A 26,194-nucleotide genomic window follows, 5' to 3' on the forward strand; every position below is an offset into this window, starting at 1 on the left:
GAAATCACCTCTTTCTAGAAATCCAGTTTTCTACTAACTGATAAATGTGATGACTTAATTTATCTGCATCATGCCGTAAATAAGTTCTAAATAGTACAAGTGTATCTGCAATGACCTTATAACCACGTCCAGTAACAACATCCCAATCTACTTCGACTGGTTTTGCACCCTTCTCAGCATAAAAATCTTGAATTTGAGAAGGTATTTCACCATCATTGACGATAACATAATCAAACAAATGATGTCCAACATGCTGATATACAGCTTCCAAATGATCACTTACAGTATATCCATCCGTTTCACCAGGCTGTGTCATGACATTACAAACAAACATTTTAATTGCCGTATCATTATTTAAAATCGCCTGAGCGAGTTTTGGCACAAGTAAATTAGGAATAATGCTAGTATAGAGGCTCCCAGGGCCAATTAAAATTGCATCTGCTTCAGCGATCGCTTCAACCGCTTCCGGTAAAGCTTCCACCTCTGCAGGCTCTAGCATAATTCGTTTGATCTTGCCTTGAGCTTGAGGAATCGCAGACTCGCCTGAAACAATCGAGCCATCCTCCATCTCTGCATGAAGCACAACCGCTTGATCCGCGGCAGGCAACACACGTCCACGTACTGCAAATACACGACTAAGCTCACGCACAGCCGTTACAAAATCACCTGAAATGTCCGTAATAGCCGCAAGAATTAAATTCCCTAAGCTATGTCCTGCAAGCCCTGAGCCTGATGTAAATCTATAGCTAAGCATATCTGATAGCAACGGTTCCACATCCGCTAGTGCTGTGAGCACGTTTCGAATATCTCCCGGCGGCGGCATCTGTAGCTCACTACGTAAAATGCCTGAACTCCCTCCATCATCAGCTACGGTAACAATGGCTGTTATATCTAATGATTTCTCTTTTAAACCACGCAGCATCACAGATAGACCTGTTCCTCCACCCATGACCACAATACGTGGTTTTCTTGCTTCCCTTTGCCGACCCATCAATCATTCACACCCTTAATGTCGGTCCTTATCAGAGTCTCGATGACTGACTCGTACCTTCTCCGTTTCACTAGTACCAAGCATACGACCTAAATATTCGCTAATCGCTACAGAACGATGCTTGCCACCTGTACACCCGATTCCGATGATGACCTGACTTTTTCCTTCTTTATGATATTGAGGCAGCAGAAAATGAAGCATATCTAATAACTTAGTTAAAAACGCCTGTGTCTCTGGCCATTTCATCACATAATCATATACATCTGCATCCTGTCCGGTTTTAGGCCGTAAATGCTCAATGTAATGTGGATTTGGTAAAAATCTCACATCAAAAACAAGATCAGCATCAATCGGAATTCCGTATTTGAATCCAAATGAAGTGACATTCACAGAGAGCTGATTACTCTCCAAATGGGAAAATCTAGAGATGATTTTCTCCTTAAGCTGTGCAGGCTTCATATGGCTTGTATCGATCACTAGATTAGCAGAAGACTTCAGCTCATCTAACATTTTACGCTCTAGCTTAATGCCATCCAGAGGCATGCCTTCAGGTGCTAATGGATGACGTCGACGACTTTCCTTATAACGTTGAACAAGAATATTATCTAATGCATCCAAAAACAAAATTTCACAATGAATTGTAAAATGCTCTTTAACGTAGCCTAATGATTCGGATAATGCCGTGAAAAATTCTCTTCCGCGCAAGTCAATAACTAAAGCGACCTTAGCGATTTTCCCCTTTGACTGCTCAATCAGCTCTGCAAATTTAGGAATTAATACAGGAGGCAAATTGTCTACACAAAAGAAACCCAAATCTTCAAGACTTCGCACTGCAAGTGTTTTCCCTGCTCCTGACATTCCCGTAATAATAATGAGATTAGCGACTGATATTTCCTCTGCATCCAGCATGTTTTTCCCTCCTTGCATACACAAAGCATATGCGCTGAGTGTTCATATTATCCTTATAGACCTCGTCAATTATGAGCGTAAAAATAAACCGGCTGCTCCTACAATACCTGCATCATTACCTAAAACAGCTGGGACAATTCTTAGTCCAGCTTGTGTTGGCTCAGGCGTTAATTCTGCAAACACAGATCTGATTTCATCAAATAAAATATCACCAGCTTTAGATACTCCGCCACCGATAATGACCAGTTCTGGGTTAAGCACTAATGCAACTGCTGCTAAAGACTTACCTATATAATAGGCGGCGCGATTAACGATACGAATGGAAACCTCATCACCTGCTTTGGCAGCATCAAATACATCCTTCGCTGTAATTTTCTCCACCAAAGATAATGAAGTGCGCTCCCCACGAGCCACCGCATCCTTACCCATACGAATGATTCCTGTCGCAGAGGACACCGTTTCTAGGCAACCCATTTTACCACAGCCACATTGAATTGCTTCTAGATCGGGAACAACTGAAATATGTCCAAGCTCTCCTGCTAATCCCGAAAATCCTTGATATATTTTACCATTTATAATAATCCCGCCACCAACACCTGTTCCAAGTGTATAACATACGCAATTATCGATACCTGCGCCTGCGCCGCCCCATGCTTCGCCAAGTGCAGCAACATTTGCATCATTATCTATCATTACAGGCTTGCCTAGACGATCCTCTAAAATTTTGCGAATATGAAAATCTCGCAATCCTACATTTGGCGCAAGAATAATGATGCCTTCACGTACATTGGTAAAGCCGGCAACCCCTGCACCTATGCCTTTAACTTGTTCCCAATCAAACTGAGATTGTTCAACAATATGGCGTACATACCGTTCGATATTGTCAATCAATGTCTCGGCACCCTTATCGGCTTCAGTTGGGCCTTCATAAGTCTGAAGAAGCTTACCCTCTTCACTACAGATACCGACCTTTATCGCAGTACCACCCAGATCAACGCCAATGTAGATATTTTCAGACATGTCACAAGCCACCTTTTTCTCTATTAAAATTGTTTGCTCCTACGTACCAACTATAAGCGAACCTTGACCGATAGGTCAAGAGAAGTGAATCACGCTTGGAGCAAGGAACTTATTAACAAGAAGTAGACGATGAATGGTAATATTTTATATAAAGTTTCCTAGCATACAAAGACTATTCTTTTTAATTTTAGAAATTAAAGAAAGGGATCTTACACGATGAAAACATCAATTATATTTAAGAATGGGACAGATAAAGATAACGAATTTCTAGACTCACAGCTTGAACAATACAATTTAACAAGCAAACCACTTACACAGTCTACAATTTGGTTGCCATATGTGTCATTTAGATACATTTGACTTTCAAGCACCTAAATTTTATCTAAATGCTGGCTACACTGAGTTTGGTAGATTAGAGCATGAGCACGTCAATCTGACAGAGTATTTCTTCTACAAGAAATTAAAATGATAATAAATAACAATCCCCTGTTTGCTCCATTTTATTTTAGAGTACAGGGGATTATAAAAAATATTAATCGTTATTTCGCTCCAGCCGCACTAGCCCCTGCAATCCGTCCAAACGTAAAAATATCTGTGATTGCATTACCACCTAATCGGTTACCAGCATGAAGCCCCCCAGCAACCTCTCCTGCTGCGTAAAAGCCAGGTATTGGGGTTCCCTTTGCATCCAGCACCTGCGCCTTTTCATTAATTTCAAGTCCACCCATCGTGTGGTGAACCGAAGGAGTTCTTGGAGTGGCAAAGAAAGGTGCCTTTTCTAGCTTTGCACCAAAGTTCTTTTTACCAAACTCAGGGTCATTTTGTTTTTCAACATACGTATTGTATTTGGCCATCTCCTTCACAAAGGTTTCTACTGGCACTCCGATTTGCTGAGCTAGATCCTCCAAAGTATCCCCTTTAAAAATACTTTTACGATCTATTAGGCTCTGGTAAGTTTCGCCCCAGTTTGTTTTGTCGCTCATCTTGGGATTGCCTAGCGCTGTCATATCACTAATAATATAGAAGGTTTTATCCTTTTGCTTAAGTGCCGCGGCTGCCAAAACGTCCCGTTCAGCATACTCGTTTACATATCGCTTACCTTCCTTATTTACAAAAATCTGCGTTTCTGCACTTCCCCACACCCCACCAGATAATGCACCTGTTTCAGGTTCACCGCTTGGCATAAGCTGAATAAAGCCCATTCCCCACAAATTAGCTCCAACTTGTTCCCCCATGACAATCCCGTCTCCAGTTGCATTCGCGGTATTCGTTGTTTTGATATTAGGATCAAGGTCAGGCCAATAATTGTTGTATTTCACAACCATTTCTGGATTCGCACCGAAACCCCCTGTCGCCATAACAACACCCTTTGTTGCCTTTAATGTAACTGATGTACCATCTGATTGCTCGGCGGTTACACCCACTACTTTCCCATTTTCCATAATTAGCTTTGTTGCTTTCGTGTTTAGTATGATTTCTGCTCCTAGCTTCGTTGCTGCTTTTTCTAGACTATTAATATAACCTGTAGCTAAAGGTTGTGTACTATGATGTGTTCTAGGCCATAATGCCCCAAGCACTGTGCCAATCCCATCTCCAAAACCTACCCCATTGCCCTCCAGCCACTGAATTGTGCCATAACCATTTTGGACTAGCGTTTGTACCAACTCAAACTTACCCGATATCTCCTTGCCATCTAACCCTGTTCGCTTCCCTCCAATATAAGTATGAATCATATGAAGCTCAGGGGAGTCGAATAGCTTAGAAGTGTCTTCTTTACTTAAATAGTTTTTTATTTGAGACTTTAACACTTTTAATGTATTTCCATATTCGCCAAACTGGTCTTCCTTATAGGTTAAAATATCCTTCAATTCATTGATCAGGGCTTGGTTCATCTCTTTTTTAGGTTGGCGAACAGGGTCATAGGCATTTAATGCACCACCAGATCGGATTGTATTCCCACCTAGCGCAGGTGCCTTCTCAATTAAAATGACTTTCGCTCCTTGTTCACCAGCAGATACCGCAGCCGCTAAGCCTGCACCGCCACCACCTATGATAACAACCTCTGTTTCCTTGGTGACGTCCTCCTTAGCCGCATTAGCTTGAATTGGCTCTTTATTTTTAAGCTCATTCACATCTGCCCCTGCTTTAGCTAACGCAGCAGAAATAGCATCAAGTAAGCCTTGACTCGATATAGAGGCACCTGTTACCGCATCCACCTTTAACGTCTGACCTTGAACAATTTTTTCAGGAATGGTGGTGAATACGGGATCACTAATCCCTTTAGTATCATTTTGCTCTAACACCTTAATTGACTGGATTGAATTAGCATCCACCGTGACTTCCACCTTAATCTTACTATGGAGGCCCTCCGCTTCCCCATTGTAAGTACCAGGTTTAAAAAGCTGGGCTTCCTCATTTTCAGTTTTATTTGTTCCATTACAATCATTCTCATCCTTGTTACACCCAATTAGTCCTAAAATCAGAATAAATGATAGCACTGCTAAACAACTGACCTTTACCGCCTTCCACCTTACTTTCCTCATAGTATTTGCCCCCCTCTGTATTAAGTGATTATTTTCACAATTAATAAGAAAAAAATAACGAATACGCTTTCCATATCCGTTATTTCCATTTTATTCAGAGAGATTGGATTCAGTCTAAAAAATTTGGCTCCATTTAATAATTAGTACTTGGATTCGACTAGAGGCTGATGCTACGATCCAGAGAGTTCTTGCGATTGTTGTTAAAATCATATTCCTTCTTAATAGCTTAAAACAAAAATTAGTGGTTGCTAACTACCGAGGGAAGCAGCTACGGTGCAGAGGGTGGCTTCGACCCCTGTTACAGCCTGATTTTCTTTAATTAGATTTTTATCGGTTGAAAAACAGGCTGTAAAGGCGGACGTGTTCACTTCTCCACCATCCCTCTACCCCTTCGCTATTTTTGCTTCCTCTCAACCACTAATTTCTAAGTTAAGCCCGTTTTATTGAAGTAAATTTATGGATAGAAATTGATTTTAAGAGACAACCTTCAGAATCTCTCAGTCTCTTCGCTAGTTTGCGTTAGCAGCCAAGCACTAATTCCAAGATTGAACCCGAATTTTAGTTATACTGTCAGTAATGGGACTAGCCGATGGATCTCATAGTCCTTTAATTGTAGTAATTCAAAAAACTCCCCTAACGTAGTATACTGACCATTTCTTTGGCGATGATAAATTGCCTTTTTAGATAAGAGAATTCCGATCCCTGGAAGATCAGCAAGTTCTTCTTCGCTAGCTAAATTAATATTCAGTGGTACGTTACTGTTTCGTCCATCTTTATCTTTGTTACCATGTTGATGATTTTGCAATGGGATAGCAGCGTTAGGTACCTCTCTAAAATTAGGTATTTCCCTCGATGAACTTAATGATGCTGTTTCTCCTGATGTTATTTCTCGTTCTGTTCTCACTTCAGTCCCATATTCAGACTTATATTCCAGTCGATTTAAGTATTCTTTACGAATTACAAAACTATGAATAATAGCAACTACAGTACTCATCATAGAGGCTGCCAAAACCATGTCATACGCGGAACTTTCATGGGGATAGTCTGTAAAGAAAAAGATGAAATTCGGAATCGCATACACAAGACTCCAAACAGCCCATGAATTCTTCTTTGTCCTAGCCGCAATATAAAGGAAAGGTAACCACGGTAGTAAAGGAATAAATGAAAGCACAATCCACCAAGATTGTAGCAACCCCCAAGCCTTACTTTTACGCTCTAACTCCATTTCTAAATTCTCCTTTTAATCTCAGTTAATAATTCTACACTCTTATGTATTACACAATTCCATTATATTACTTTCATCAGGAAGAACATATAAGAATGCGTTTGGGAAAAAAGGTTTTCAGCTAAAGAAAAACCCGAACCTTCTGAATTCCACAAAAGTTCGGGTGTAACAATCTTTAATTGAGTTATGTCCCAGCCTTAACTACGGAGCGATCAAACAATTTGTTAAGACATAATCCGCTTCTGCCCCTCTAACGCACGAATTGGCGCAACGTTTTGGGTAAATTCAAGTGTACCCATATAACGGCCATCCTCATCACGAACAGCAAAGTAACGAATAAACACAAATTTATCTTTAAACGGAATCCAGAAATCCTCGATATCCTTTTTACCTGCTTTAAAGTCTGCTAATAGCTCATTCACGATATGCACACTTTGCGGTGGGTGGCAGTTTTGTACTGTACGTCCAATCACAGCTTTCGTTCTTGCAAAAATACGCTCACCATGGGAGAAGTAGCGCACTACGTCATTTTCATCGATAAAGGTTAAATCAACAGGGAGCACATTCATAATTGCTTCGAGTTGTCCTACAGATAACACACCTGTGTCAAATTTAACAAAGCCTTGTGGTGTAGCAGAAGCTTCTCCTGCCTCCGCTCCCTCTCTAGCACCATCTTTTATTTCATTTTTACCCTCAGCCTTAGTTTCAACTGTAGCTGCATTAGCATACACCGTTTCAGGTGATGGCGCACGAGCGGGAATCCATTTTTCAGTTGGTGCAGTTAAGCAAAATCCGATTTCATCTGACTCTTCGGCAATTTTCACCCATTCATCTTCAGTCAGCTTCTGCAATGCCATCGGCATCAAAATATTTTCTTCCTTGTAGATCATTTCGTTTACTTCTTTGATCATCCGATCCAAGTCCATCTTCATGGTATCTTTATCACCATTGTAATTCATAAGGTTAGCTTTGATTTCCTTAATCATGGCACGAATTCCATCATCTACGCCCCACATTACCTTCGTAGGACCATAGATGCCATACTTCTCTAAATAAGGGAATAGCAAGTTCTCTTTTCTACTATAGTGCTTATCTACATCTAATAACAGATTTAAATCTTCAACTAGCTTGAAAATAATCTCTTCATCATCATTTTTCATAAATTTATCGACATGAAGTGAAATTGTAAAGTTTAGCAAGCGTTCAATCTCACGGTTTTCCAATTTAAACGTATGCACAGGATGTCCTGGCTGATCTTCTGGTTGACCAGAATGAGGAGCATGAATCTCTTCAATTGAACCTTTGAAAATAGCAGTGTGCACTGAGCATAACCGTTGCACCTCAGAGACTGGAATACCTTCCTCCTCCATTAATGCATGCTCTAATTGGGAAATTTCAGCGACAGTGACATCACCTACAGCTTCTTCAAATCTAGCCTTAACTTCCTCTACACTTTTACCTTGATGGAGCTCTTTAATAATTTCCTTTAGTAATTCCTGACGTCTGGTTTGCTCTGGTATATGATGTTCACGATTATTAATTAATTCGCTCATTATTTGTGCACCTCCGTTAGTGATAACTATTCTCAATAAAACTTAACATAGCCTTCATATTACACTAGTGATTATAATCACAAATAAAAAGGGATTTGATTTGCAGTCTCTAAAATGACAATAATAAATGTCATCAAGGGCTATGATGGATTTATAAGAAACACTCATATAAAATAAAAACACAAGGAGGCTCAGCCACAATGGAATCCATAACACTTTTATATATAGAAGACGATATAGAAATTGGACAACTTGTATCTGCGGATTTGAAGGAACGAGGTTATCATGTCATTTGGCTAAAGGATGGTGAACAAGCCCTTACCTTTGCAGAGCAAAGTAAGCTTGTTATTTTAGATGTGATGTTGCCTGGCTTAGATGGCTTCACATTAGGACAACGTTTGAAAAAAAGTTTTCCTGCATTACCGATCCTAATGTTATCTGCAAGAACATCGATTGATGATAAGCTCCAAGGACTACAATTTGCTGACGACTATTTAACAAAGCCGTTTCATCCCGATGAATTGTCTGCCAGAATTGAAGTATTGCTCCGGCGAAGTGGCACACCTTCTAGCCAGCAGCTACAAGTGAAGCACCTCACAATTAGTGATCAGGAAAATATTATTATTAATAACGATACAGGCGAAGAAATTGTTCTCACTGGCAAGCAATTTTATATTTTTAAATTTCTGCTTCGGCATTTAGGGCAAATTCTAACCAAGGAACAAATCTATGAAGGCGTGTGGGGGGAGCCTTATATTGACGGGGATAAAACGTTAATGGTTCATATCCGACATTTACGCGAAAAGCTAGAGCGTGACCCAGCCAATCCAGTTATCATTGAAACAATTCGTGGTATCGGCTATCGGGTGAAGCCATGAAGGGAATAAATTTTCATAAATACAAAAATTCACTTTTATCCAAATATACCTTAATTATTTTAACCGCTATTATTTTAGTCCCAATTGGATTACCCATTTCACTTGTAGCTACGAACTTGATAAAAAGCTTTATGCAACAATCTCCTACTACAAGTAACGAATATTATGGTGATTCCATCCATTTAGAAAATATGTGGCACAAACAAGCTAAACAGCTAGACCAGGCTTCTCCAGAGACAATCAACGATACATTACGTAGGCTCAAGCAAAAATACAGCAAGGCAAGCCTCTTCTGGGTAGATGCTAGAGGCAAAACACAGCTACAGCTACCTGTTAATCCAAAGTTACCTGATACATGGTCGGCAGAGCAAGCGATTGAATTTATGAAAAAACATGTGAATGCTGATCCCTATACTATTATCTCTTTTATTGGAAATAGCAACGAATATACACGAGCTAATCAGGGCTTTATCGTATTTATGCTGCCACGCAGCATGCTTATTGTAGATGATAATTACAATGAGATTTTCTCCTCAATTTTATACCTGCTTAGCTTATTAGCTACAATCTTTGCGTTTATTGTGGTCTCTTTTTTATTTTTCAGGAAAATTCAGAAGAGACTGCTGCGATTAGAGGAAGCGATGAAACCAACGGCAGATAACCAGCTCCCAGCTCCCATAGTTGAAGGAAGCCCAGATGAGATTGGAAGACTAGAGAAATCCTTTAACCATATGATTGAAGAGCTTGAAGCTAGCCAACAGCGTGAACGTGAGGAGGAAGCCCTACGTAAAAAGATCATAAGCAACCTCTCTCATGATTTACGCACACCACTCACTGTACTTGGTGGTCATCTGTTCACATTATCAAAAGAATCACTTTCCCCCTCAGGGAAACAGTCCTTAGCACTTATGGAGAGTAAAATTAATGATTTAGACGGGTTAATCGAAAATCTTCTCTCCTACAATTTATTATCAAGTGGAAAATACAAAATCGATCTACACGAGGTGGATGTCATTCGTTTTGTTCGGCAAAGTGCTGCCGCATGGTATCCTGTATGGGAAGCTAAAAATATCGAGGTCCATATTGATTTACCTAATACTCCTTTAAAATGGAAAATTGACGAGCTTGGCTTCCGTCGTGTCTTGGACAATCTGTTCCAAAATGTAATGCGTTATGCGAGCAGCGGCAAATATATTGGAATATCAGTTATAGATCGAAAAGGCATTCCAACCCTCTGCATACAAGATCATGGGCCAGGCATAGAGGCGCACACGACCTCACAAGGCTCTGGGCTTGGCTTGCTCATTGTTGATATGCTGTTAAAGGAAATGGATCTAACTCGCGAAGTAGATTCTACTCCACATGGAACCACGGTATACATCTCCCCCCAAACTCAACTTTTAAACTAAATTTAAACAACTCACCTCTATGTATTTAAACTACGGTCTGTAGGATGATACATAGAGGTGATGATATTCAATGTCAAATTCAATTATTCAAACAACGAATCTAACAAAAACCTACGGCAAAACCAATGTCGTCGATCATTTAAATCTATCGATGCAGCAAGGAGATATTTATGGCTTCTTAGGTCCAAATGGTGCTGGCAAAACAACCACAATTCGGATGTTATTAGGGCTGATTAAACCTAGTAAAGGTAATATTGAAGTTTTGGGCAAAAACTTAGCCAAGCACAAACTAGAAATTTTAAGAAATACCGGCTCCTTAGTGGAGTACCCTTCCTATTATGGTCATCTAACTGCCACTCAAAACTTAGAAGCGATTCGGCTTATCCTAGATGTGCCTAAATCAAGAATTGATGAAGTGCTTTCGATTGTTGGCTTAACTAAAGAGGCTAACCGCCCCGTTAAAGGTTTTTCATTAGGGATGAAGCAACGTCTAGGCATTGCAGCTTCCTTACTTGGACAACCAAAGCTACTGATTCTTGATGAGCCAACAAATGGGCTTGATCCAATGGGCATTCATGAAATACGTGAGTTAATTAAAGAGTTACCTAAAAAATATGGCATCACGATTTTAATTTCTAGTCATTTACTTAGCGAAGTAGAGCAAATGGCGAATGTGGTCGGTATTATTTCAAAAGGGAAAATGGTGTTCCAAGATACGTTGGAGGAGCTGAAAAAGCAATCCATCAGTGAAATGAAATTTGTAGTGTCAGACTCAGAAGATGCGTTATGGTTAGCACGTGATTTAGGCTTCATGGGCACACTTCAAAATAATGTACTCTCCTTCTCACATATACAGGATGAACAAGTGGCAAGACTTGTCACGCATCTTGTTGAGCATCGTCATCTAATTTACAGAGTGGAGCAAGCACGTCAGTCGCTAGAGGATATCTTTATGGACTTAGTCGGAAAGGAGAACCTCTAATATGTTACTCAGATCGCTAAAAGCTGACTTTTTAAAAATATCAAAAAAGGGCATCTGGTTGCTTGTGATTGGAGCCCCCCTTGGAGTCGTATTGATGATGGCATTGAACTGGGGCCTTCGCTACAACTATTTGACCCATCATAATCAGGGACGTTTATGGCAGTCGTTATTAGGAGATATTAGTGCCTTTGTTCCGATCTCCCTATTCCTTGGCTGTACACTAGTATCCTCACTTGTTTCTAATGTAGAGCATCAGACAAGTGCTTGGAAGCAATTACTGGCGTTACCGATCTCCAGAAAACGTGTGTATTTGTCCAAATTTCTGTTATGTACACTACTCCTATTGCTTTCTTGTTTTACGTTATCGATTGGTAGCCTAATTTTAGGTCTCGTACTTGGTTTCGGTACAGCAATCCCTGTTGGACAGATTGCGATTTTAGGTCTGTTTCCTTATTTAAGCGCCTTGCCACTACTCGCTTTACAGCTTTGGTTATCGGTTATTTATCAAAATCAAGCGATTCCTGTGACTCTTGGGGTGACTGTATCCCTTGTGTCTATAGGTGCAGGTCAATTACCAGAATGGTTTATTTTAAATTGGCCTTCCTTAAGCTTGAATAGTGAGCAAAAGTTACCTTTTATTATTGCAGGTATAGTCACCGCTTTAATCGTGCTATTTATAAGCCGCCAACATTTTAACCGAAAGGACATTGCCTAATATGACAACTTTTTTAAATATATGTGCCTCCGAACGTCTTAAAATGTCGCGCTCTCACATTTGGCTACTTATGCTAATCAGCCCCATGTTTGTGTTTCTAATTGCACTCACCGTAGCTAACACAGCCTCTTTTCCCTGGGAGAACCTTATGCTGCAAAGCATCATCCTACATGCTGTATTTATGTTACCCGTAGTGTCAGGACTGTTACCTGCGTTTATTTGCCGCTATGAGCATACTGGGGGTGGGTGGAAGCAACTCCTCACTTTACCTGTCGCCAGAGCGCAAGTTTATTTTACTAAATTTGTAATTGTTATGGCACTACTTGCGTTTTGCCAGCTTCTAGCCTTGCTAGCCATCCTTGGTGCAGGCCTGATCCATGGTATTGATCAGCCTATCCCTTGGGCAACATTACTCCGTAGCTTCATTGGCGGTTGGGTGGCTTGTCTGCCCCTTGTTGCACTACAATTAGGCGTTTCATTAAGCTGGTCTAGCTTTGCTGCACCGTTAGCAATTAATGTAGCCTTCACCATTCCTAATTTGCTGATCGTAAATTCAGGGAAAATTGGGCCTTTTTATCCTTGGGCTCAGCCTTTATTAGCTATGATGCCAAAAGTGGGCAACGAGACATATACTTTTGGCGCTTTTAACTTGCCACTGCAAAATCTAATGATTACTGTATTAGGTAGCTTTCTACTCTTTTTAACTGTAGGTCTACTGCACTTCTGTAAGAAGGAGATTTAAATTCACTTTACCTGCTCTAATGATAAGTTCACTCTATAATTACCCCACTTTAATAGTTCCTCCAAAATAGCATTAAGCTTATCATTAGAAGCAGTGTATACATTCATCCAATAACATCCCTCTCCACTTATCCGATGCACCTCTACAATCTCCGGATGCTGGTGCACAAACTGAATAAAAGTATGATGACTTGTCGCCAAATTCAAGAATACGGTAACCATGGCATGAACGTGATCCCCTATTTTGTGATGATTGTAGCGTAATGTATAACCTTGAATGATGCCTAAATCCTCCAATTTCCTCACCCTAGAGCCAACCGCTTGTCCAGTAAGATGAACTTTATTTCCAATCTCCTTATAAGTAAGTCTTGAATCCTCAATCAATAAATCCATAATATGTTTATCCACCTGATCTATTTTACTCATTTTTGAAATTCTCCAATTCTATGGTGTTTTAACATGCTTTCATCATGTAAATTATAATAAGTACATTCTTTCATTAGATTATGTTTATCTTTTTTTATTCTATCTATAATAACAACTATACCAAATGCAAAATGCTGGGCAAGAAAAGGAGAGATTACGATGGACATACAATTAATACGACATGCCTCATTATGGCTTAAGTATGGCGAAAAGACACTATTAATCGATCCCATGTTTGCGGATAAGGAGCAATTCCCCCCTTTCCCCAATACACCTAATGATAAAAGAAATCCACTAATCCCATTACCAGCTTCGATGGATAAGTGGTCAAATCCTGATCTTGTTATTATCACTCATGTTCATTTAGATCATTGGGATACTGTAGCAGCAAATGCATTACCTAAATCTACACCTATATTATGTCAGCCTGAAAATAAACAAGTCATTATGGATGCTGGTTTTTTGCACGTTACAGCATTCCCTGACAGGGATGATATAGCCGCTTTAGATAAACCTATCTCATTTTTTGGCTTACAAATATATCGTACAGGGGGCAGGCATGGTACGGGCGAGATCGGAGAACGGATGGGCACAGTATCCGGTGTAGTGCTCACCGCAGAGGATGAACCCACTTTATATGTTACTGGGGACTCCATTTGGTGTGAGGATGTAGCTATGGCACTCGATAAATATAAGCCTACACTCATTATTGCCAATGCAGGTGGGGCCAGATTCGTAACAGGTGATCCAATTACGATGGATGAACGAGATATTACTAAATTATGTGAGCAGGCGCCTGACAGCAAAATTGTTGCTGTGCACATGGATGCCATCAATCATTGTCTAGTGACTCGGGAGCAGCTTCGCAAATATGTAGATGAGCACAACTTAACAAATCAAGTCATTATTCCAGAGGATGGCGAAAAAATCAGCTTTCATTAAACTACAAGCTCTATCATCAAACTACAAGCCCTACCAGCAACATAGCTCCACGCTCAAGCACCGTATGCATATGACAGTTGTCATTACAATATCATGACATCTTCCACTAATACTGATCTGCAAGCTATTTTACAATGAACTCATCACCAATAAACGTAACGGAGGAACACGTGATGAATCATGTAATTGAGCTGACGCAGGTCAGTAAAAAATTCAAAGATAAACAAGCGGTAGACAACATCAGTTTTCAAATTCCCCAAGGTTCGATCACAGCGATCCTTGGCCCCAATGGAGCAGGCAAAACAACCACCTTATCTATGATGCTTGGCTTAATGGAACCAACCTCTGGGAAGGTGAACATTTTGGGCCACACCCCTTCTTCCCCCCTTGTGCGAGAGAAAATAGGTGTAATGCTACAAGAAGTGAGTGTGATGGACTCTTTACGTATCCATGAATTACTGACACTTGTAAGAAGCTATTACCCGAATCCCCTTAGCATGGAACAATTAATTAAGTTAACTCGCTTTTCTCAAACCGACCTGAACCGTTTTACAGATAAACTATCTGGCGGACAAAAACGTAGTCTAAACTTTGCCCTTGCACTTGCAGGCAATCCCGATATTTTATTTTTTGATGAGCCTACCGTTGGCTTAGATACAACAGCGAGAAGACAATTTTGGGAAGATACAAGAAAGCTTGCTTCTCAAGGGAAAACGATCATTTTCAGTACACATTATCTACAAGAGGCCGATGATGCCGCAGACCGAATCTTATTATTTAATCAAGGAAAAATTGTCGCAGATGATACCCCAGCTAACCTAAAAGCTAAGCTAATGCAGCGGACAGTATCCTTTTTACCACAAATCAATAACAATGAGCTGTATGCACAGCTAGAAACACTGTTTTCAGATGATGGTTATCATGAACAGCAAGGGAGAATTGTAATTCCAACCGAACATTCCGACGATATTTTACGACGTATTTTTGAGCACGCATTACCTGTTTATGATATTCAAATTAGTGAAGGTCGGCTAGATGAAGCCTTTGAGCAGCTTACAATTGAACCAAGAGGTGAACAATAATGAGAACTCAGATGTTACTATCACAATGTCGTGCTGAAATACTACGTTTATTCCGCAATAAGTATTACATTTTCTGGTCCCTAATGATGCCCATTATGTTTTACTTTTTATTTACGAGAGTGATCAGCACAGGAGTAGATGATGCGAAGCTATGGCAAGGACATTACTTAATGTCTATGACCACCTTTAGTGTAATGGGCTCCGCAATTATGACACTAGGAATTAGACTTGTACAGGAGCGAACTCAAGGCTGGACGACTTATATTTCCGTTACGCCACTTCCGGCCTCCATTTATTTTATGAGCAAAATGATTGGGCAAACAGTCATTCATTTATTTTCAATTATATGCATTTTTATCGCAGGTTACTTGATTAATGGAGTTACCTTGAGTGCATTTCAGTGGCTGGCTTGTGCAGGCTGGATTATGATCGCCTCCCTCCCCTTCCTAGCACTTGGTACATTAATAGGGACAATGAAAAAGGTGGATACAGCTAGTGGTGTGAGTAATGTAGTATATATGTTACTAGCGATAAGTGGTGGCATGTGGATGCCAATTAACGTTCTACCAGACTTTTTGCAGAAAATCGGTAAATGGATGCCCTCGTTTAGCTTTGGTAATGGCGCATGGGGGATTGTACACGGTGAAGCCTTTGCGTGGAAAAATGTATATATTCTTGTCGGTTACTTCGTCTTATTTATGATATTATCCGTATATGTAAGAAAAAAACAACGGGTGGTGTAATCCCTTTGAAGGCTGGTCGTCTTTATAACCTGTTTCCTAAAGAATATGGAATTTTCCCTTATATTTGGCCCATCTATTTGCTGATTCCTTTAACCTATACACTTCGGGAAAGTGGCTTAAAGCTATACGCTGGCTTATTACTAATTGCCATTTTCCTATTTTCCTACCAGCGTTTATATTGGGTTTCTGAGAAAAAATATGATTATTGGATCGCTACACAGCTTGCTATCATTTTGCTATTCTCTTTGTGGATCAATCCGTTTTATTTGTACATGGGATTTTTTACGGCATATTCAATAGGCTATTACACAGAAAACAAAAAATTTAAAAGAGCGATTGTTGCTTTAGCGGTCACCGAAATGATACCAATTGCAATTGGATTTTTTCAAGGCTTACAATTGGAAGGTCTTTTATTTTCCATTCCTTTTTTAATGGTTATGATCATTACCCCATTTGGAACACGTTCTGGAAGACAAAAAAAGGAGCTAAAAAAGCAACTCGTAGAAGCCAACGAGCAAATAAAAATGCTGATCCAACAAGAAGAGCGTATGCGCATTGCAAGAGATCTTCATGATACGTTAGGTCACACATTGACGTTAATTACACTGAAGAGTCAGCTTGTCAGTAAACTGATTCCTCGTGATCCAACTCTTGCTATTACAGAGGCAAAGGAAATCGAACAAACCTCAAGAGCTGCACTAAGTCAAGTGAGAGAGCTTGTATCCGATATGCGTACGATTACGATTGAAGAGGTGCTTGCAGAGTCTAAGCATATTTTAGAAGCTGCAAATATCAGTTTAGAGGTAGGCGGCAGGGCAACAGCAGAGGTACCCGCGCTAATCCAAAATATACTCAGCATGTGTATAAGAGAAGCCATCACAAATATCGTCAAGCATAGCCATGCAACAGCTTGTCATATTTCCTTTATGATTTCATCAAGTGTGATCAATATGACTATTAAGGATAATGGGCAAGGGATTGCTAACCAACAACTACTACAGTTACAGCAAGGTGGTAATGGGTTAAATGGGATCAAAGAACGCTTAGCCCTCATTGAAGGTAATCTCGAGCTGACATCAAATCCCGATGGTGGTAGTACATTAAAAATTGCAGTACCACTTGCTGTTAAAAAGCATGACTAGCACATGCACTTAGGTAATACCTAGGACTCGATTACGTATAGGAGGGTAAATGATGATTTCTATAGTTATTGCCGAGGACCAACGCATGTTGCGTGGGGCACTTGCTTCATTACTTGATTTAGAGGATGATTTAACGGTGATCGGTCAAGCCGAAGATGGAGAGGAAGCCTTCCAGCTTATAAGCAGGCTCCAGCCTGATATTTGTCTGATCGACATCGAAATGCCTAAGCGAAGCGGCTTAGATATTGCGGAGCAGCTCCACGCATTAGGCACCTCCTGTCGAGTCATCATTTTAACTACGTTTGCTAGACCTGGTTATTTTGAACGTGCTGTGGCAGCAGATGTACGTGGCTACTTACTTAAAGACGAGTCAAGTGACACCTTAGCGGAAGCGATCCGTCGCGTGATGCAAGGACATCGAGAGGTTTCCCCCGCCTTAATTTTTGGTTCCACTCGTGTAGCTAATCCGTTATCAGAACGAGAACGAGATATTTTGCGGCTAGTAGCCAATGGAGATAGCGCGAATGATATTGCAGCCACTTTACACTTAACCCATGGTACGGTCAGAAATTATATATCTGAAATTTTAAGCAAGCTTGAGGTGAAAAGCCGCATTGAAGCGGTACGTATCGCTAAAGAAAACGGGTGGATCTAATGCAAATTAGATTTTATAACAAGCCACCCCAGTCATGCACCATATCGCCTTCTAAGTACTTTTCGCAATCCATCGCGGCCATACAGCCTGAGCCTGCTGCGGTAATTGCCTGACGGTATTTTTTATCCTGGACATCCCCACAAGCAAATACGCCCGCTACACTTGTTAACGATGTACCTGGCTTCACCACTATATATCCATGCTCATCCAGCTTGACCTGCTGTGCTAGAAAACTAGTATTCGGAGTATGACCAATAGCCACAAATACGCCATCCGCTTCAATTAGCTTCTCTGATCCATCCAAGCCACGCACCTTTAATCCCTTCACAACCCCTTCAGGGGATGATTCCACAGCAAGAGGAGTATAACCTAATGCCCACTTCACCTTTTCATTTTGCTGCACCCGCTCCTGCATAATTTTTGAAGCACGCAATTCCTCTCTACGGTGTACAACCGTGACTTCAGTCGCAAAACGTGTCAAGAAACCTGCTTCCTCCATCGCAGAATCTCCACCGCCGACCACAATTATTTTTTTACCTCGGAAAAAAAAGCCATCACAAGTGGCACAAGTGCTCACTCCACGTCCAATATTGTCCTGCTCACCTGGAATACCTAAATATTTGGCAGACGCTCCGGTGGAGATCAAGACCGTCTCCGCACTTAATTGCTCACCGTTTTCTAACGTAATTGTAAATGGTGCACCTGATGATAGATCTATTGCGGTTGCCCGCCCCGTTTGAAACTTTGCACCAAAGCGTTCTGCTTGCTTACGCATCGCATCCATTAATTCAGGACCTTGAATTCCTTCAGGGAAGCCTGGAAAATTTTCGATTTCTGTTGTGGTAGTAAGTTGACCCCCAGGCTGTTCTCCTTCAATGACAAGTGGGTTCAAGCTCGCACGTGCTAAATATATCGCCGCGGTTAAGCCAGCTGGTCCCGTACCAATAATGACTGATTTATACATAAATTTAATTTCCTCCTTATCCAACAATAAGATCATCATCATTATGGACAAGATCAGGAGGCATCATTCATCATTACACATTACCATATAACTAATTACGGTTAAGGTTGTTATGGTAGCTCAAATATTCCAAAAATTTGGAGATAATCGGTCTTTCCGGTGGTGATAGCTCATTTGGGAGAGGGAGATTAGTAAAGTCGAAGAAAGCTAACTCGGATACTTCATTATTATCACCTTGAAGATCACCTTCATAGTCGGTGCAAATATAAGCGGCCACAATATTGTAAACCTCATCGCCATTGGGGTACTTATAATATAGTATTACTCCCACTCTCCATTTGAATATAAAATAGGCGCCAAACTCTATTTTGTTTGAACGCCATTTATATTAATTCTATCAATCATATCGCTTTAATTATGCCAATTCTTATCCTGTTATTATTACAGTGAAAATCCATCCTATCTAACGACAAACATCTGCTCAGCAATTTTTTGCTTCACTTGGCACACTGTGTCTATTCGTTCTACATACCGCCGTACTGTTGAAGCAGAAACTCCATAACGAGTAGAAATCAATTGATAAGAGGAATCTAGCTGATGTACCTTGCTGATGAGATAATCAAGGGCTGCCGCCCATCCTTGTATAGACTGGATTGTTGGGATATTAGGGTACTGCAATGTCAGAAATTGCACCCATAACGTCTCCACGTCATGCTGTTGCTCTAAATCACCTCGATTTGCCAACTGTTCAAAGGCAATATCAAGCACACCTTGCCACTCCTTTTTCCATATAGGCAAGGTTGTTTTAACAACTGCGGTACTTACCATTTCTATCGTATTTCCATCATGAAAAGGAACGATTTTATTTACACCCATGCTTCGCAACGTAAACAGCACTAAGTCCTTCACGTACATATCTTCATTAGGATCAAGCAATAGCTCCTGAAGTGCAAGTTTCACTTCCTCATCACCTATCTTGCCTAGTAATTGAACGACTCCAATTTTAGTAGGACGATCACTATGGCGAAGTGCCCAAAATAGAGACGAGCGCAACAGCGGATTCTGATCAACCTGTGAAGGCAACCATTCATTTACTGATTCCCAATCCTTAAATTGCTCCTCAAATGGAAGCTGATAATGATAGCTAACGATCGGTAACCCTTGTCCATGCTCAGCCACTTCTAGCTGGCTCAAATAAAACTGCGCCGTATCATGCGCAGGGTCTAGCTTTTCAATTTGTAACCAAAGCTTTTTAGCAACCTCATATCTGCCTGTATTACATGCGGCGGCGGCAGCATAATGAATTAAATTTGGATCATGTCCATGCTCGATTGTTCTAATTAATCTTCTAAAATGTCCATATGCGATCTCATGCTGACCTAAAATCCCCATCGTTGTTGCTAATTTGAACACATGCTCTTGATGAAATGGAACAATTTTACTTAGGTTTTCGATTAAAGAAAGAAGAGGAAGGGTTTCACCTTGATGCTGATAAAAAATAGCTAGATTACATAAAGCATGTAAATTGCCATCATCTTGATCAAGAACACTAGCAATGGCTGCATGTGCAGCTTCAAAATCACCTCGGTAATAATAAGCTAATGCTAAATTATTAAGTGCAGCTAAAAAATCAGGCTGTTTTTGTGTAATATCCTCTAATAGGTTAATCGCCTGTGAAAAGTGTCCTGTCTCCAACCATTTCCGAGCCTTTTCATGCTCATAGACACCTTCTCGTGACTTAATCTGGCTTAGCTTAGTCGGACGATTTAGCTCATATTGCAGCAATTCCATCATGTCCTTTGCTTCTTCTAGAAATTGGCCATTTGTGTCCTTTTCTAAGTAATGCACAAGGGCTTCCTCTGCGTCCTCAAATAACTCCATATTGGCATAATTGTTAGCAATATAAAAATAGCATTCTGTCATTTCTGGGTCTATCTCTTCAAGAACATGCAACAACGCAGCATTAGACGCCGCATAATCTCCCATCTCAGATAAAATCCCTGCCATGTTACAATGGTTCACTGGATTTTTAGGTTCATATTCAACGGCTTTGCCAAAATATTTTAATGCCTTGTCATAACGATACCGATCTAATGAAGAGAGTGCTCTCTCAAAGAAAAAGCCTGCATCCATTGTCAAAGGCAAGACGTTGTTTTTGACAGCTGTAGCTGGCTGTTTCTCATTGTCCAAGTGCAAAGCACCTCCTTTTTCTCACATTCAACAGTATACCATAGTCATGTACATCCTCCCATGAGGAAAAGAGTAGAATTCGCTAGTATTCCCTGTATAAAAGAGAAAAAATAGGTTAAAATCAAGATGGGAATTATGTAAAATAATAGACTATAACTGATGAAGTATATTAGTGGATAGATTATGTAATCATTTCCTGCTAGTAATCTTAATTAAAAAGGAGTAGTAAATAATTTGGAAATTGGACAATCACCTACAATGATGCACACTTTTATTGCAATGTTACCTTTGCTCATCTGGACTTTAATCTTAGTATTGGGCATCATCACATTTGTTTTATTTGTAAAACTAGCTACGAGAGGGATTAAAGCGTTGGACTTGTATATAGAAGAGAAAACGGTGGGAAATTCATCAAAAACTACATATGACCCTACTATGAAAAAAGATAACTAGAATAGTAATCTGTAATTAAAGACAGCTAGGGTGGATGGAGGGAAAGTCCAAATTCTCATACTTAGGCAATACCTCCATCTGCTCTTTCTAACTTGTTACTTTCAAACTTTCAAACTTCTTCTTTCCAAATCCTTTTACTTTAAGCCTCAGCTAATTGCAGTAGAATCATATCTCGCTTGCGGTTCTGAAAGGTGGCTAGCTCATTTACGCCTAACTCAGAAAGTAGCCTTAGTGCAATATCGATATTTTGGAACACATTTACAGGCTGGTGCGCGTCTGATCCTACCGTCATAGCAATTTGTAATTGATGCGCCTGCTCTAAAATACGTCGACTTGGAAACATTTCCTTACATGGTTTAGTTAGACCTGAGGCATTAAGCTCAATCGCTACACCAGCATCCGCAATAGCTTCAAGCGCCATCTGTTCAAGCTGCATCCATTCCTCAGTCTGCTCTGAGGTTGGCACATACTCAAACCGTTTAATCACATCCAAATGACCCATAATATCATAAAAGCCTGTTTTAGCCGCCTTGCTTACCGCCTCATAATAACGTCTATATTGACTTAATACATCTTTGCCTTCCCAGTTATGCACCTGACGAAAATCAGAAATATCCCATTCACCTAAAAAATGAACAGAACCAATCACATAATCCCAAGGATAGTCTTCAATGATACGGGCAATCTCTTCCTCATACCCTTCAATATAGTCGCCTTCAAGCCCTAAACGAATGTCAATTTGCTCACGGTATTTGTGTTTAAGCTGTAACACTTCCTCTACATAGTAGGGAAGCTCCTCCATTGGCATCGCCATTTCAGGGTAATACGTAGCCGGGTTGACGTGTATGAGTGGCATATGATCGGATAAACCAAGCTGTGTGATCCCTTTTGCAATCCCTTGCTGCACATATTGCTCTAGCGTTCCCTCTGCATGACCACAACGCGCATGGTGTGTATGATAGTCAATTAGCATTTAAGAAACCTCCCTTCCCAACAAATTGAGATTTTTATAAATTTATCGTTCACTCTATCGTGGTACACGCACGCTATAACTTATCATTAATCCTTACGTGGTCGCTCATGTCGCAGCTGTAATTCCTGCATAATTTCGTCCAATTCAAGTCCTTGCTGGCGCAACAATACAAGTAAATGATAGATAAGGTCACTCACCTCATAACGAAGCTCTGCATTATCATTATTTTTGGCTGCAATAATGGACTCTGCTGTTTCTTCGCCTACTTTTTTAAGAATTTTGTCTAATCCCTTTTCAAATAAATAGGTAGTGTATGCACCTTCTGGGCGAGTTTTGAATCGCTCCTCAATTAACTGCTCTAGCTCCGCCAACACAGCAAAACGTGCATCTGCACCTTGTACCCCCGATACATTCTGAGCCGAAGCGCCATCAGCAACTCCCTGTTGCCCCTCGTGCGCCATAACAATGTTATGAAAACAGCTTGTCTCTCCTGTATGACACGCAGGCCCTGCACATATAACTTCAAACAAAATTGCATCCGCATCACAATCATAACGAAAGCCTACAATTTGTTGCGTATTACCTGAGGTTGCACCCTTATGCCACAACTCCGCACGTGAACGGCTCCAAAACCATGTTTCCTTTGTCTCTAAGCTTTTCAAAAAAGACTCCTCATTCACATAAGCAAGCGTAAGCACCTCTTTAGTATGATAATCCTGTACAATGGCTGGGCATAACCCTTTATCATCCCATTTAATGATATCCTTAAGTGACGAAATTGGCATACTCATCGAATCTCCACCCCTTTAAGTCGAAGCTGATGCTTCACTTCTTCAATTGCTAGCTCTTTATAATGGAAAATACTTGCGGCTAACGCTGCATCTGCTTGCCCCGCAGTAAATACCTCATAAAAGTCTTCGCTTTTCCCCGCTCCACCCGAAGCAATAACAGGAATAGAAACAGCGCTACTCACCGCTTTTGTTAAAGCAATATCAAACCCATTTTTAGTCCCATCCGCATCCATGCTTGTTAACAAAATTTCACCCGCACCTAGGCTTGCCACATCTTTTACCCATTGTAAAGCCCTAATGCCTGTTGGCTTGCGTCCACCATGTGTATAGACCTCCCATTCTTCCCAATCCCCATTGTACTTAGCATCGACTGCAACTACGATACACTGGGAACCAAAATAAGAGGCTCCTTCAGAAATTAGCTTAGGATCCAGTACTGCCGCGGTATTAATTCCGATCTTATCTGCACCCGCACGCAAAATGGTTTTCATATCCTCTACCTTAGAAATCCCCCCACCCACTGTAAAAGGAATGGAGATTTCGCCAGCCGTTTGCCGAACGACCTCCACCATCGTGGCACGTCCTTCATTTGAAGCAGATATATCAAGGAATACTAGCTCGTCTGCCCCCTCTTGATCATACAATGCCGCCAGCTCTACTGGATCACCTGCATCACGTAAATTGACGAAGTTTACTCCTTTAACAACACGTCCATCCTTAACATCAAGACATGGAATTATTCGTTTAGCCAACACCGTGCTTCACCCCTTTCTTTGAACACGAGATTGTTACTCTATCTTTCCTACTACATCGCCAAAAATTTACTACGCCTTCTGTATCTCCGCAATCGCTTTTTCTAATGAAATATTACCTGTATAAAGGGCTTTACCTACAATCGCCCCACCTACACCTTGATCCTTATAACGTGCCAATGCCAACAAATCATCCTGTACGGTTACTCCACCAGAAGCAATGACCGTTTTACCAGATACCTTCGCTAAATTCACGATAGCTTCTACATTTGGACCCTGCATCATCCCATCTCTAGAAATATCGGTGAAAATAAACGTTTCCGCTCCCTTTGCCGCTAATTGCTGAGCAAGTTCCACTGCTTGGATCGAAGATGTGTTCAACCAACCTCTCGTCGCAACATATCCGTCCCTTGCATCGATACCAATCGCAACCTGATCACCATATTGCTGTAGCACTGCGGATGTAAATGCTTCATCCTCAATGGCGGCCGTTCCGATAATGACTCGGCTCACACCTAAGGACAACAACCTTTTCACCGATTCCAAATCTCGAATTCCTCCGCCAACCTGTACCGGGACACCAACTGCACGCGCAATTTGACCAATTAACTCGTCATTGACTGGATAACCTGCCTTCGCCCCATCCAGATCCACAAGGTGAATATAGCTTCCCCCTTGCTGTTCCCAAGCCTTTGCGACCTCGACTGGATTTTCGTTGTACACCGTCTCCTGATTGTAATCCCCTTGCACTAGCCTGACACACTTGCCACCACGAATATCAATTGCAGGATATATAATAAATGACATCTCACTGGCCCCCTTATACTTCAATTCAAATTATTTTCTTAGCTGACAGTTACATTCCCACTCAAGCTTGCTTCTTAGCAACAACATTACTTAAAAAGCTTTCAAGCAAAGCCATACCTAGCTCACTGCTCTTCTCAGGGTGAAACTGCATCCCATACACATTGCCACGTCCCACAATTGCGGTCACCTCATGACCATAGTCTGTAACGGCTAACAAATCAGCACGATCTGTAGGCAGTACATGATACGAGTGGACAAAATAAACATAACCTTCCTCTAATCCTGCTAGCAAAGCGTCATTTTCCGCCTTAAACTGTAGCTTATTCCAGCCCATATGGGGAATTTTAAGCTCTCCTTCTACAAACCGCACCACCTTGCCTGGTAAAATCCCAAGCCCTTGATAGTTGCCATGTTCTACACTTTCATCAAACAATAACTGCATCCCAAGGCAGATACCTAGTAACGGTTGACCACGTTTAGCGACATCCTGTAGCACTTTATCTAGTCCTGTCTGCGACAATTGCTTCATCGCATCTCCAAAAGCACCAACCCCAGGCAAAATAACACCATCTGCCGCCTCAATCTCTGCTTGGCTAGCGGTCACAATAATTTGATGTCCTAGACGCTCCACCGCCTTGCCCACACTATGCAAATTCCCCATTCCGTAGTCAACAATTGCCACTTTCACGATACTACAGCACTCCTTTCGTTGAAGGAACACCGGTTACACGCGGATCAATGCTTGTTGCCTCATCTAACGCACGCCCTAGCGCCTTAAAGACAGCCTCCACCATATGATGTGTATTTTTGCCATAATGCACAATGACATGTAGCGTAATTCTTGCCTCAAGTGCAAGCTTCCATAAAAACTCATGTACAAGCTCTACGTCAAAGCTTCCTACACGACTAGAGGGATACTCCGCTCGATACTCAAAGTGAGGACGATTGCTAATATCTACAACCACTTGGGCCAAAGCTTCATCCATCGGGATAAAGACACTCGCATAACGCTTAATCCCCTTTTTATCACCTAAAGCTTCACGAAATACTTGCCCTAAGCAAATGCCGATATCCTCCACCGTATGATGATCATCAATTTCAATATCCCCTTGAGCCTTCACATTCAAATTAAATTGGCCATGCTTCGTAAATAAATCCAACATATGATTTAAAAATGGCACATCGGTTTCAATGTTCGTTTTACCCGTTCCATCTATGTCAAAGGACAACTTAATGTTCGTTTCATTCGTTTGGCGACTTACTTCACTGCTACGTCCCTGTGAATTACTCATTATAATCACCTATTCC

Annotated in this window: 27 protein-coding genes; 12 read left to right on the forward strand and 15 right to left on the reverse strand. The window is 40.9% G+C overall.

What is annotated here, in order from left to right:
• Window positions 1-4: 4 nt before the first annotated feature.
• The 3 genes from ABE099_RS12215 to ABE099_RS12225 form a co-directional block, all read right to left on the reverse strand.
• Window positions 5-991, reverse strand: coding sequence for a gluconeogenesis factor YvcK family protein (locus ABE099_RS12215; RefSeq protein ID WP_430031007.1), 987 nt, complete (start codon window positions 989-991; stop codon window positions 5-7).
• A 15-nt stretch (window positions 992-1,006) separates the two neighbouring features.
• Window positions 1,007-1,900 carry an RNase adapter RapZ gene (rapZ, locus tag ABE099_RS12220; protein ID WP_430031009.1) on the reverse strand — a complete coding sequence of 298 codons (894 nt, stop codon included), beginning with the start codon at window positions 1,898-1,900 and terminating at the stop codon, window positions 1,007-1,009.
• Window positions 1,901-1,969: 69 nt separating this feature from the next.
• Window positions 1,970-2,920 carry an ROK family glucokinase gene (locus ABE099_RS12225; protein WP_430031011.1) on the reverse strand — a complete coding sequence of 317 codons (951 nt, stop codon included), beginning with the start codon at window positions 2,918-2,920 and terminating at the stop codon, window positions 1,970-1,972.
• A gap of 216 nt (window positions 2,921-3,136) precedes the next feature.
• On the opposite strand from ABE099_RS12225, the gene ABE099_RS12230 reads away from it, so the two are divergent.
• Window positions 3,137-3,280: a hypothetical protein gene (locus tag ABE099_RS12230; protein WP_430031013.1), complete on the forward strand. Its 144-nt coding sequence runs from the start codon at window positions 3,137-3,139 to the stop codon at window positions 3,278-3,280.
• Between the two features lie 179 nt (window positions 3,281-3,459).
• On the opposite strand, the gene ABE099_RS12235 is transcribed toward ABE099_RS12230, so the two are convergent.
• The 3 genes from ABE099_RS12235 to ABE099_RS12245 form a co-directional block, all read right to left on the reverse strand.
• A complete protein-coding gene (locus tag ABE099_RS12235; RefSeq protein WP_430031015.1) occupies window positions 3,460-5,463 on the reverse strand; it encodes a flavocytochrome c in 2,004 nt (667 codons plus the stop codon).
• Window positions 5,464-6,025: 562 nt separating this feature from the next.
• Window positions 6,026-6,688: a ComEA family DNA-binding protein gene (locus ABE099_RS12240; protein WP_430031017.1), complete on the reverse strand. Its 663-nt coding sequence runs from the start codon at window positions 6,686-6,688 to the stop codon at window positions 6,026-6,028.
• 224 nt (window positions 6,689-6,912) lie between these two features.
• Window positions 6,913-8,241, reverse strand: coding sequence for a DUF438 domain-containing protein (locus tag ABE099_RS12245; RefSeq protein ID WP_430031019.1), 1,329 nt, complete (start codon window positions 8,239-8,241; stop codon window positions 6,913-6,915).
• 200 nt (window positions 8,242-8,441) lie between these two features.
• Here ABE099_RS12245 and ABE099_RS12250 point away from each other — a divergent pair, with 200 nt between their 5' ends.
• The 5 genes from ABE099_RS12250 (at window position 8,442) to ABE099_RS12270 (ending at window position 12,967) form a co-directional block, all read left to right on the forward strand.
• On the forward strand, window positions 8,442-9,119 hold the full coding sequence (locus ABE099_RS12250; protein ID WP_430031021.1) for a response regulator transcription factor: 678 nt from the start codon (window positions 8,442-8,444) through the stop codon (window positions 9,117-9,119).
• Window positions 9,116-10,528 carry an ATP-binding protein gene (locus tag ABE099_RS12255; protein ID WP_430031024.1) on the forward strand — a complete coding sequence of 471 codons (1,413 nt, stop codon included), beginning with the start codon at window positions 9,116-9,118 and terminating at the stop codon, window positions 10,526-10,528. Before ABE099_RS12250 ends, ABE099_RS12255 begins: the two co-directional genes overlap by 4 nt.
• A gap of 70 nt (window positions 10,529-10,598) precedes the next feature.
• Window positions 10,599-11,510, forward strand: coding sequence for an ATP-binding cassette domain-containing protein (locus ABE099_RS12260; RefSeq protein WP_430031026.1), 912 nt, complete (start codon window positions 10,599-10,601; stop codon window positions 11,508-11,510).
• Between the two features lies 1 nt (window position 11,511).
• A complete protein-coding gene (locus ABE099_RS12265; RefSeq protein ID WP_430031028.1) occupies window positions 11,512-12,225 on the forward strand; it encodes an ABC transporter permease in 714 nt (237 codons plus the stop codon).
• A gap of 1 nt (window position 12,226) precedes the next feature.
• Window positions 12,227-12,967 carry an ABC transporter permease gene (locus ABE099_RS12270; RefSeq protein ID WP_430031031.1) on the forward strand — a complete coding sequence of 247 codons (741 nt, stop codon included), beginning with the start codon at window positions 12,227-12,229 and terminating at the stop codon, window positions 12,965-12,967.
• A gap of 2 nt (window positions 12,968-12,969) precedes the next feature.
• Here ABE099_RS12270 and ABE099_RS12275 read toward each other — a convergent pair whose 3' ends face one another.
• The gene (locus tag ABE099_RS12275; protein ID WP_430031033.1) at window positions 12,970-13,392 is read right to left on the reverse strand and encodes an Lrp/AsnC family transcriptional regulator; all 423 of its coding nucleotides are present in this window, start codon (window positions 13,390-13,392) and stop codon (window positions 12,970-12,972) included.
• A 159-nt stretch (window positions 13,393-13,551) separates the two neighbouring features.
• Between ABE099_RS12275 and ABE099_RS12280 the strand changes: the two genes are divergently transcribed.
• The 5 genes from ABE099_RS12280 (at window position 13,552) to ABE099_RS12300 (ending at window position 17,956) form a co-directional block, all read left to right on the forward strand.
• The gene (locus tag ABE099_RS12280; RefSeq protein ID WP_430031036.1) at window positions 13,552-14,334 is read left to right on the forward strand and encodes an MBL fold metallo-hydrolase; all 783 of its coding nucleotides are present in this window, start codon (window positions 13,552-13,554) and stop codon (window positions 14,332-14,334) included.
• A gap of 173 nt (window positions 14,335-14,507) precedes the next feature.
• Entirely contained in the window at window positions 14,508-15,416 is a 909-nt protein-coding gene (locus ABE099_RS12285; protein ID WP_430031038.1) for an ABC transporter ATP-binding protein, read from the forward strand.
• Window positions 15,416-16,159 carry an ABC transporter permease gene (locus ABE099_RS12290; protein WP_430031040.1) on the forward strand — a complete coding sequence of 248 codons (744 nt, stop codon included), beginning with the start codon at window positions 15,416-15,418 and terminating at the stop codon, window positions 16,157-16,159. Before ABE099_RS12285 ends, ABE099_RS12290 begins: the two co-directional genes overlap by 1 nt.
• Before the next feature lie 5 nt (window positions 16,160-16,164).
• Window positions 16,165-17,301, forward strand: coding sequence for a sensor histidine kinase (locus ABE099_RS12295; RefSeq protein WP_430031042.1), 1,137 nt, complete (start codon window positions 16,165-16,167; stop codon window positions 17,299-17,301).
• Window positions 17,302-17,353: 52 nt separating this feature from the next.
• Window positions 17,354-17,956: a response regulator transcription factor gene (locus ABE099_RS12300; RefSeq protein WP_430031045.1), complete on the forward strand. Its 603-nt coding sequence runs from the start codon at window positions 17,354-17,356 to the stop codon at window positions 17,954-17,956.
• Between the two features lie 13 nt (window positions 17,957-17,969).
• Here ABE099_RS12300 and trxB read toward each other — a convergent pair whose 3' ends face one another.
• Window positions 17,970-18,920 (reverse strand): thioredoxin-disulfide reductase, encoded by a 951-nt coding sequence (gene trxB, locus ABE099_RS12305; RefSeq protein ID WP_430031047.1) that lies wholly within the window; start codon window positions 18,918-18,920, stop codon window positions 17,970-17,972.
• Window positions 18,921-19,379: 459 nt separating this feature from the next.
• Window positions 19,380-21,110, reverse strand: coding sequence for a tetratricopeptide repeat protein (locus ABE099_RS12310; protein WP_430031049.1), 1,731 nt, complete (start codon window positions 21,108-21,110; stop codon window positions 19,380-19,382).
• 234 nt (window positions 21,111-21,344) lie between these two features.
• Here ABE099_RS12310 and ABE099_RS12315 point away from each other — a divergent pair, with 234 nt between their 5' ends.
• Window positions 21,345-21,563: a hypothetical protein gene (locus tag ABE099_RS12315; protein WP_430031051.1), complete on the forward strand. Its 219-nt coding sequence runs from the start codon at window positions 21,345-21,347 to the stop codon at window positions 21,561-21,563.
• Between the two features lie 139 nt (window positions 21,564-21,702).
• Here the strand turns inward: ABE099_RS12315 and hisJ are convergent, their stop codons facing one another.
• The 6 genes from hisJ to hisB all read right to left on the reverse strand — a co-directional run bounded on the left by hisJ (window position 21,703) and on the right by hisB (window position 26,178).
• Window positions 21,703-22,536 carry a histidinol-phosphatase HisJ gene (hisJ, locus tag ABE099_RS12320; RefSeq protein ID WP_430031054.1) on the reverse strand — a complete coding sequence of 278 codons (834 nt, stop codon included), beginning with the start codon at window positions 22,534-22,536 and terminating at the stop codon, window positions 21,703-21,705.
• An 86-nt stretch (window positions 22,537-22,622) separates the two neighbouring features.
• A complete protein-coding gene (gene hisIE / locus ABE099_RS12325) occupies window positions 22,623-23,327 on the reverse strand; it encodes a bifunctional phosphoribosyl-AMP cyclohydrolase/phosphoribosyl-ATP diphosphatase HisIE (protein WP_430031057.1) in 705 nt (234 codons plus the stop codon).
• Window positions 23,324-24,082, reverse strand: a complete 759-nt coding sequence (gene hisF, locus ABE099_RS12330) for an imidazole glycerol phosphate synthase subunit HisF (protein WP_430031059.1) — start codon at window positions 24,080-24,082, stop codon at window positions 23,324-23,326. The genes hisIE and hisF overlap by 4 nt, the downstream gene beginning before the upstream one ends.
• Before the next feature lie 69 nt (window positions 24,083-24,151).
• Entirely contained in the window at window positions 24,152-24,886 is a 735-nt protein-coding gene (hisA, locus tag ABE099_RS12335; protein ID WP_430031062.1) for a 1-(5-phosphoribosyl)-5-[(5-phosphoribosylamino)methylideneamino]imidazole-4-carboxamide isomerase, read from the reverse strand.
• A 61-nt stretch (window positions 24,887-24,947) separates the two neighbouring features.
• Complete coding sequence (gene hisH / locus ABE099_RS12340) at window positions 24,948-25,574, reverse strand: imidazole glycerol phosphate synthase subunit HisH (protein ID WP_430031065.1); 627 nt, start codon at window positions 25,572-25,574, stop codon at window positions 24,948-24,950.
• A gap of 4 nt (window positions 25,575-25,578) precedes the next feature.
• A complete protein-coding gene (gene hisB / locus ABE099_RS12345) occupies window positions 25,579-26,178 on the reverse strand; it encodes an imidazoleglycerol-phosphate dehydratase HisB (protein ID WP_430031067.1) in 600 nt (199 codons plus the stop codon).
• Window positions 26,179-26,194: the final 16 nt, after the last annotated feature.

This window comes from Paenibacillus turicensis (assembly GCF_050461185.1).
Taxonomy (GTDB): Bacteria; Bacillota; Bacilli; order Paenibacillales; family Paenibacillaceae; genus Fontibacillus; species Fontibacillus turicensis_A.

Excerpts from the sequence above, each read along its gene's own strand:
- ABE099_RS12215 (WP_430031007.1), bottom strand. The coding sequence starts at position 991 with ATGGGTCGGCAAAGGGAAGCAAGAAAACCACGTATTGTGGTCATGGGT.
- rapZ (WP_430031009.1), bottom strand. The coding sequence starts at position 1,900 with ATGCTGGATGCAGAGGAAATATCAGTCGCTAATCTCATTATTATTACG.
- ABE099_RS12225 (WP_430031011.1), bottom strand. The coding sequence starts at position 2,920 with ATGTCTGAAAATATCTACATTGGCGTTGATCTGGGTGGTACTGCGATA.
- ABE099_RS12230 (WP_430031013.1), top strand. The coding sequence starts at position 3,137 with ATGAAAACATCAATTATATTTAAGAATGGGACAGATAAAGATAACGAA.
- ABE099_RS12235 (WP_430031015.1), bottom strand. The coding sequence starts at position 5,463 with ATGAGGAAAGTAAGGTGGAAGGCGGTAAAGGTCAGTTGTTTAGCAGTG.
- ABE099_RS12240 (WP_430031017.1), bottom strand. The coding sequence starts at position 6,688 with ATGGAGTTAGAGCGTAAAAGTAAGGCTTGGGGGTTGCTACAATCTTGG.
- ABE099_RS12245 (WP_430031019.1), bottom strand. The coding sequence starts at position 8,241 with ATGAGCGAATTAATTAATAATCGTGAACATCATATACCAGAGCAAACC.
- ABE099_RS12250 (WP_430031021.1), top strand. The coding sequence starts at position 8,442 with ATGGAATCCATAACACTTTTATATATAGAAGACGATATAGAAATTGGA.
- ABE099_RS12255 (WP_430031024.1), top strand. The coding sequence starts at position 9,116 with ATGAAGGGAATAAATTTTCATAAATACAAAAATTCACTTTTATCCAAA.
- ABE099_RS12260 (WP_430031026.1), top strand. The coding sequence starts at position 10,599 with ATGTCAAATTCAATTATTCAAACAACGAATCTAACAAAAACCTACGGC.
- ABE099_RS12265 (WP_430031028.1), top strand. The coding sequence starts at position 11,512 with ATGTTACTCAGATCGCTAAAAGCTGACTTTTTAAAAATATCAAAAAAG.
- ABE099_RS12270 (WP_430031031.1), top strand. The coding sequence starts at position 12,227 with ATGACAACTTTTTTAAATATATGTGCCTCCGAACGTCTTAAAATGTCG.
- ABE099_RS12275 (WP_430031033.1), bottom strand. The coding sequence starts at position 13,392 with ATGAGTAAAATAGATCAGGTGGATAAACATATTATGGATTTATTGATT.
- ABE099_RS12280 (WP_430031036.1), top strand. The coding sequence starts at position 13,552 with ATGGACATACAATTAATACGACATGCCTCATTATGGCTTAAGTATGGC.
- ABE099_RS12285 (WP_430031038.1), top strand. The coding sequence starts at position 14,508 with ATGAATCATGTAATTGAGCTGACGCAGGTCAGTAAAAAATTCAAAGAT.
- ABE099_RS12290 (WP_430031040.1), top strand. The coding sequence starts at position 15,416 with ATGAGAACTCAGATGTTACTATCACAATGTCGTGCTGAAATACTACGT.
- ABE099_RS12300 (WP_430031045.1), top strand. The coding sequence starts at position 17,354 with ATGATTTCTATAGTTATTGCCGAGGACCAACGCATGTTGCGTGGGGCA.
- trxB (WP_430031047.1), bottom strand. The coding sequence starts at position 18,920 with ATGTATAAATCAGTCATTATTGGTACGGGACCAGCTGGCTTAACCGCG.
- hisJ (WP_430031054.1), bottom strand. The coding sequence starts at position 22,536 with ATGCTAATTGACTATCATACACACCATGCGCGTTGTGGTCATGCAGAG.
- hisIE (WP_430031057.1), bottom strand. The coding sequence starts at position 23,327 with ATGAGTATGCCAATTTCGTCACTTAAGGATATCATTAAATGGGATGAT.
- hisA (WP_430031062.1), bottom strand. The coding sequence starts at position 24,886 with ATGTCATTTATTATATATCCTGCAATTGATATTCGTGGTGGCAAGTGT.
- hisB (WP_430031067.1), bottom strand. The coding sequence starts at position 26,178 with ATGAGTAATTCACAGGGACGTAGCAGTGAAGTAAGTCGCCAAACGAAT.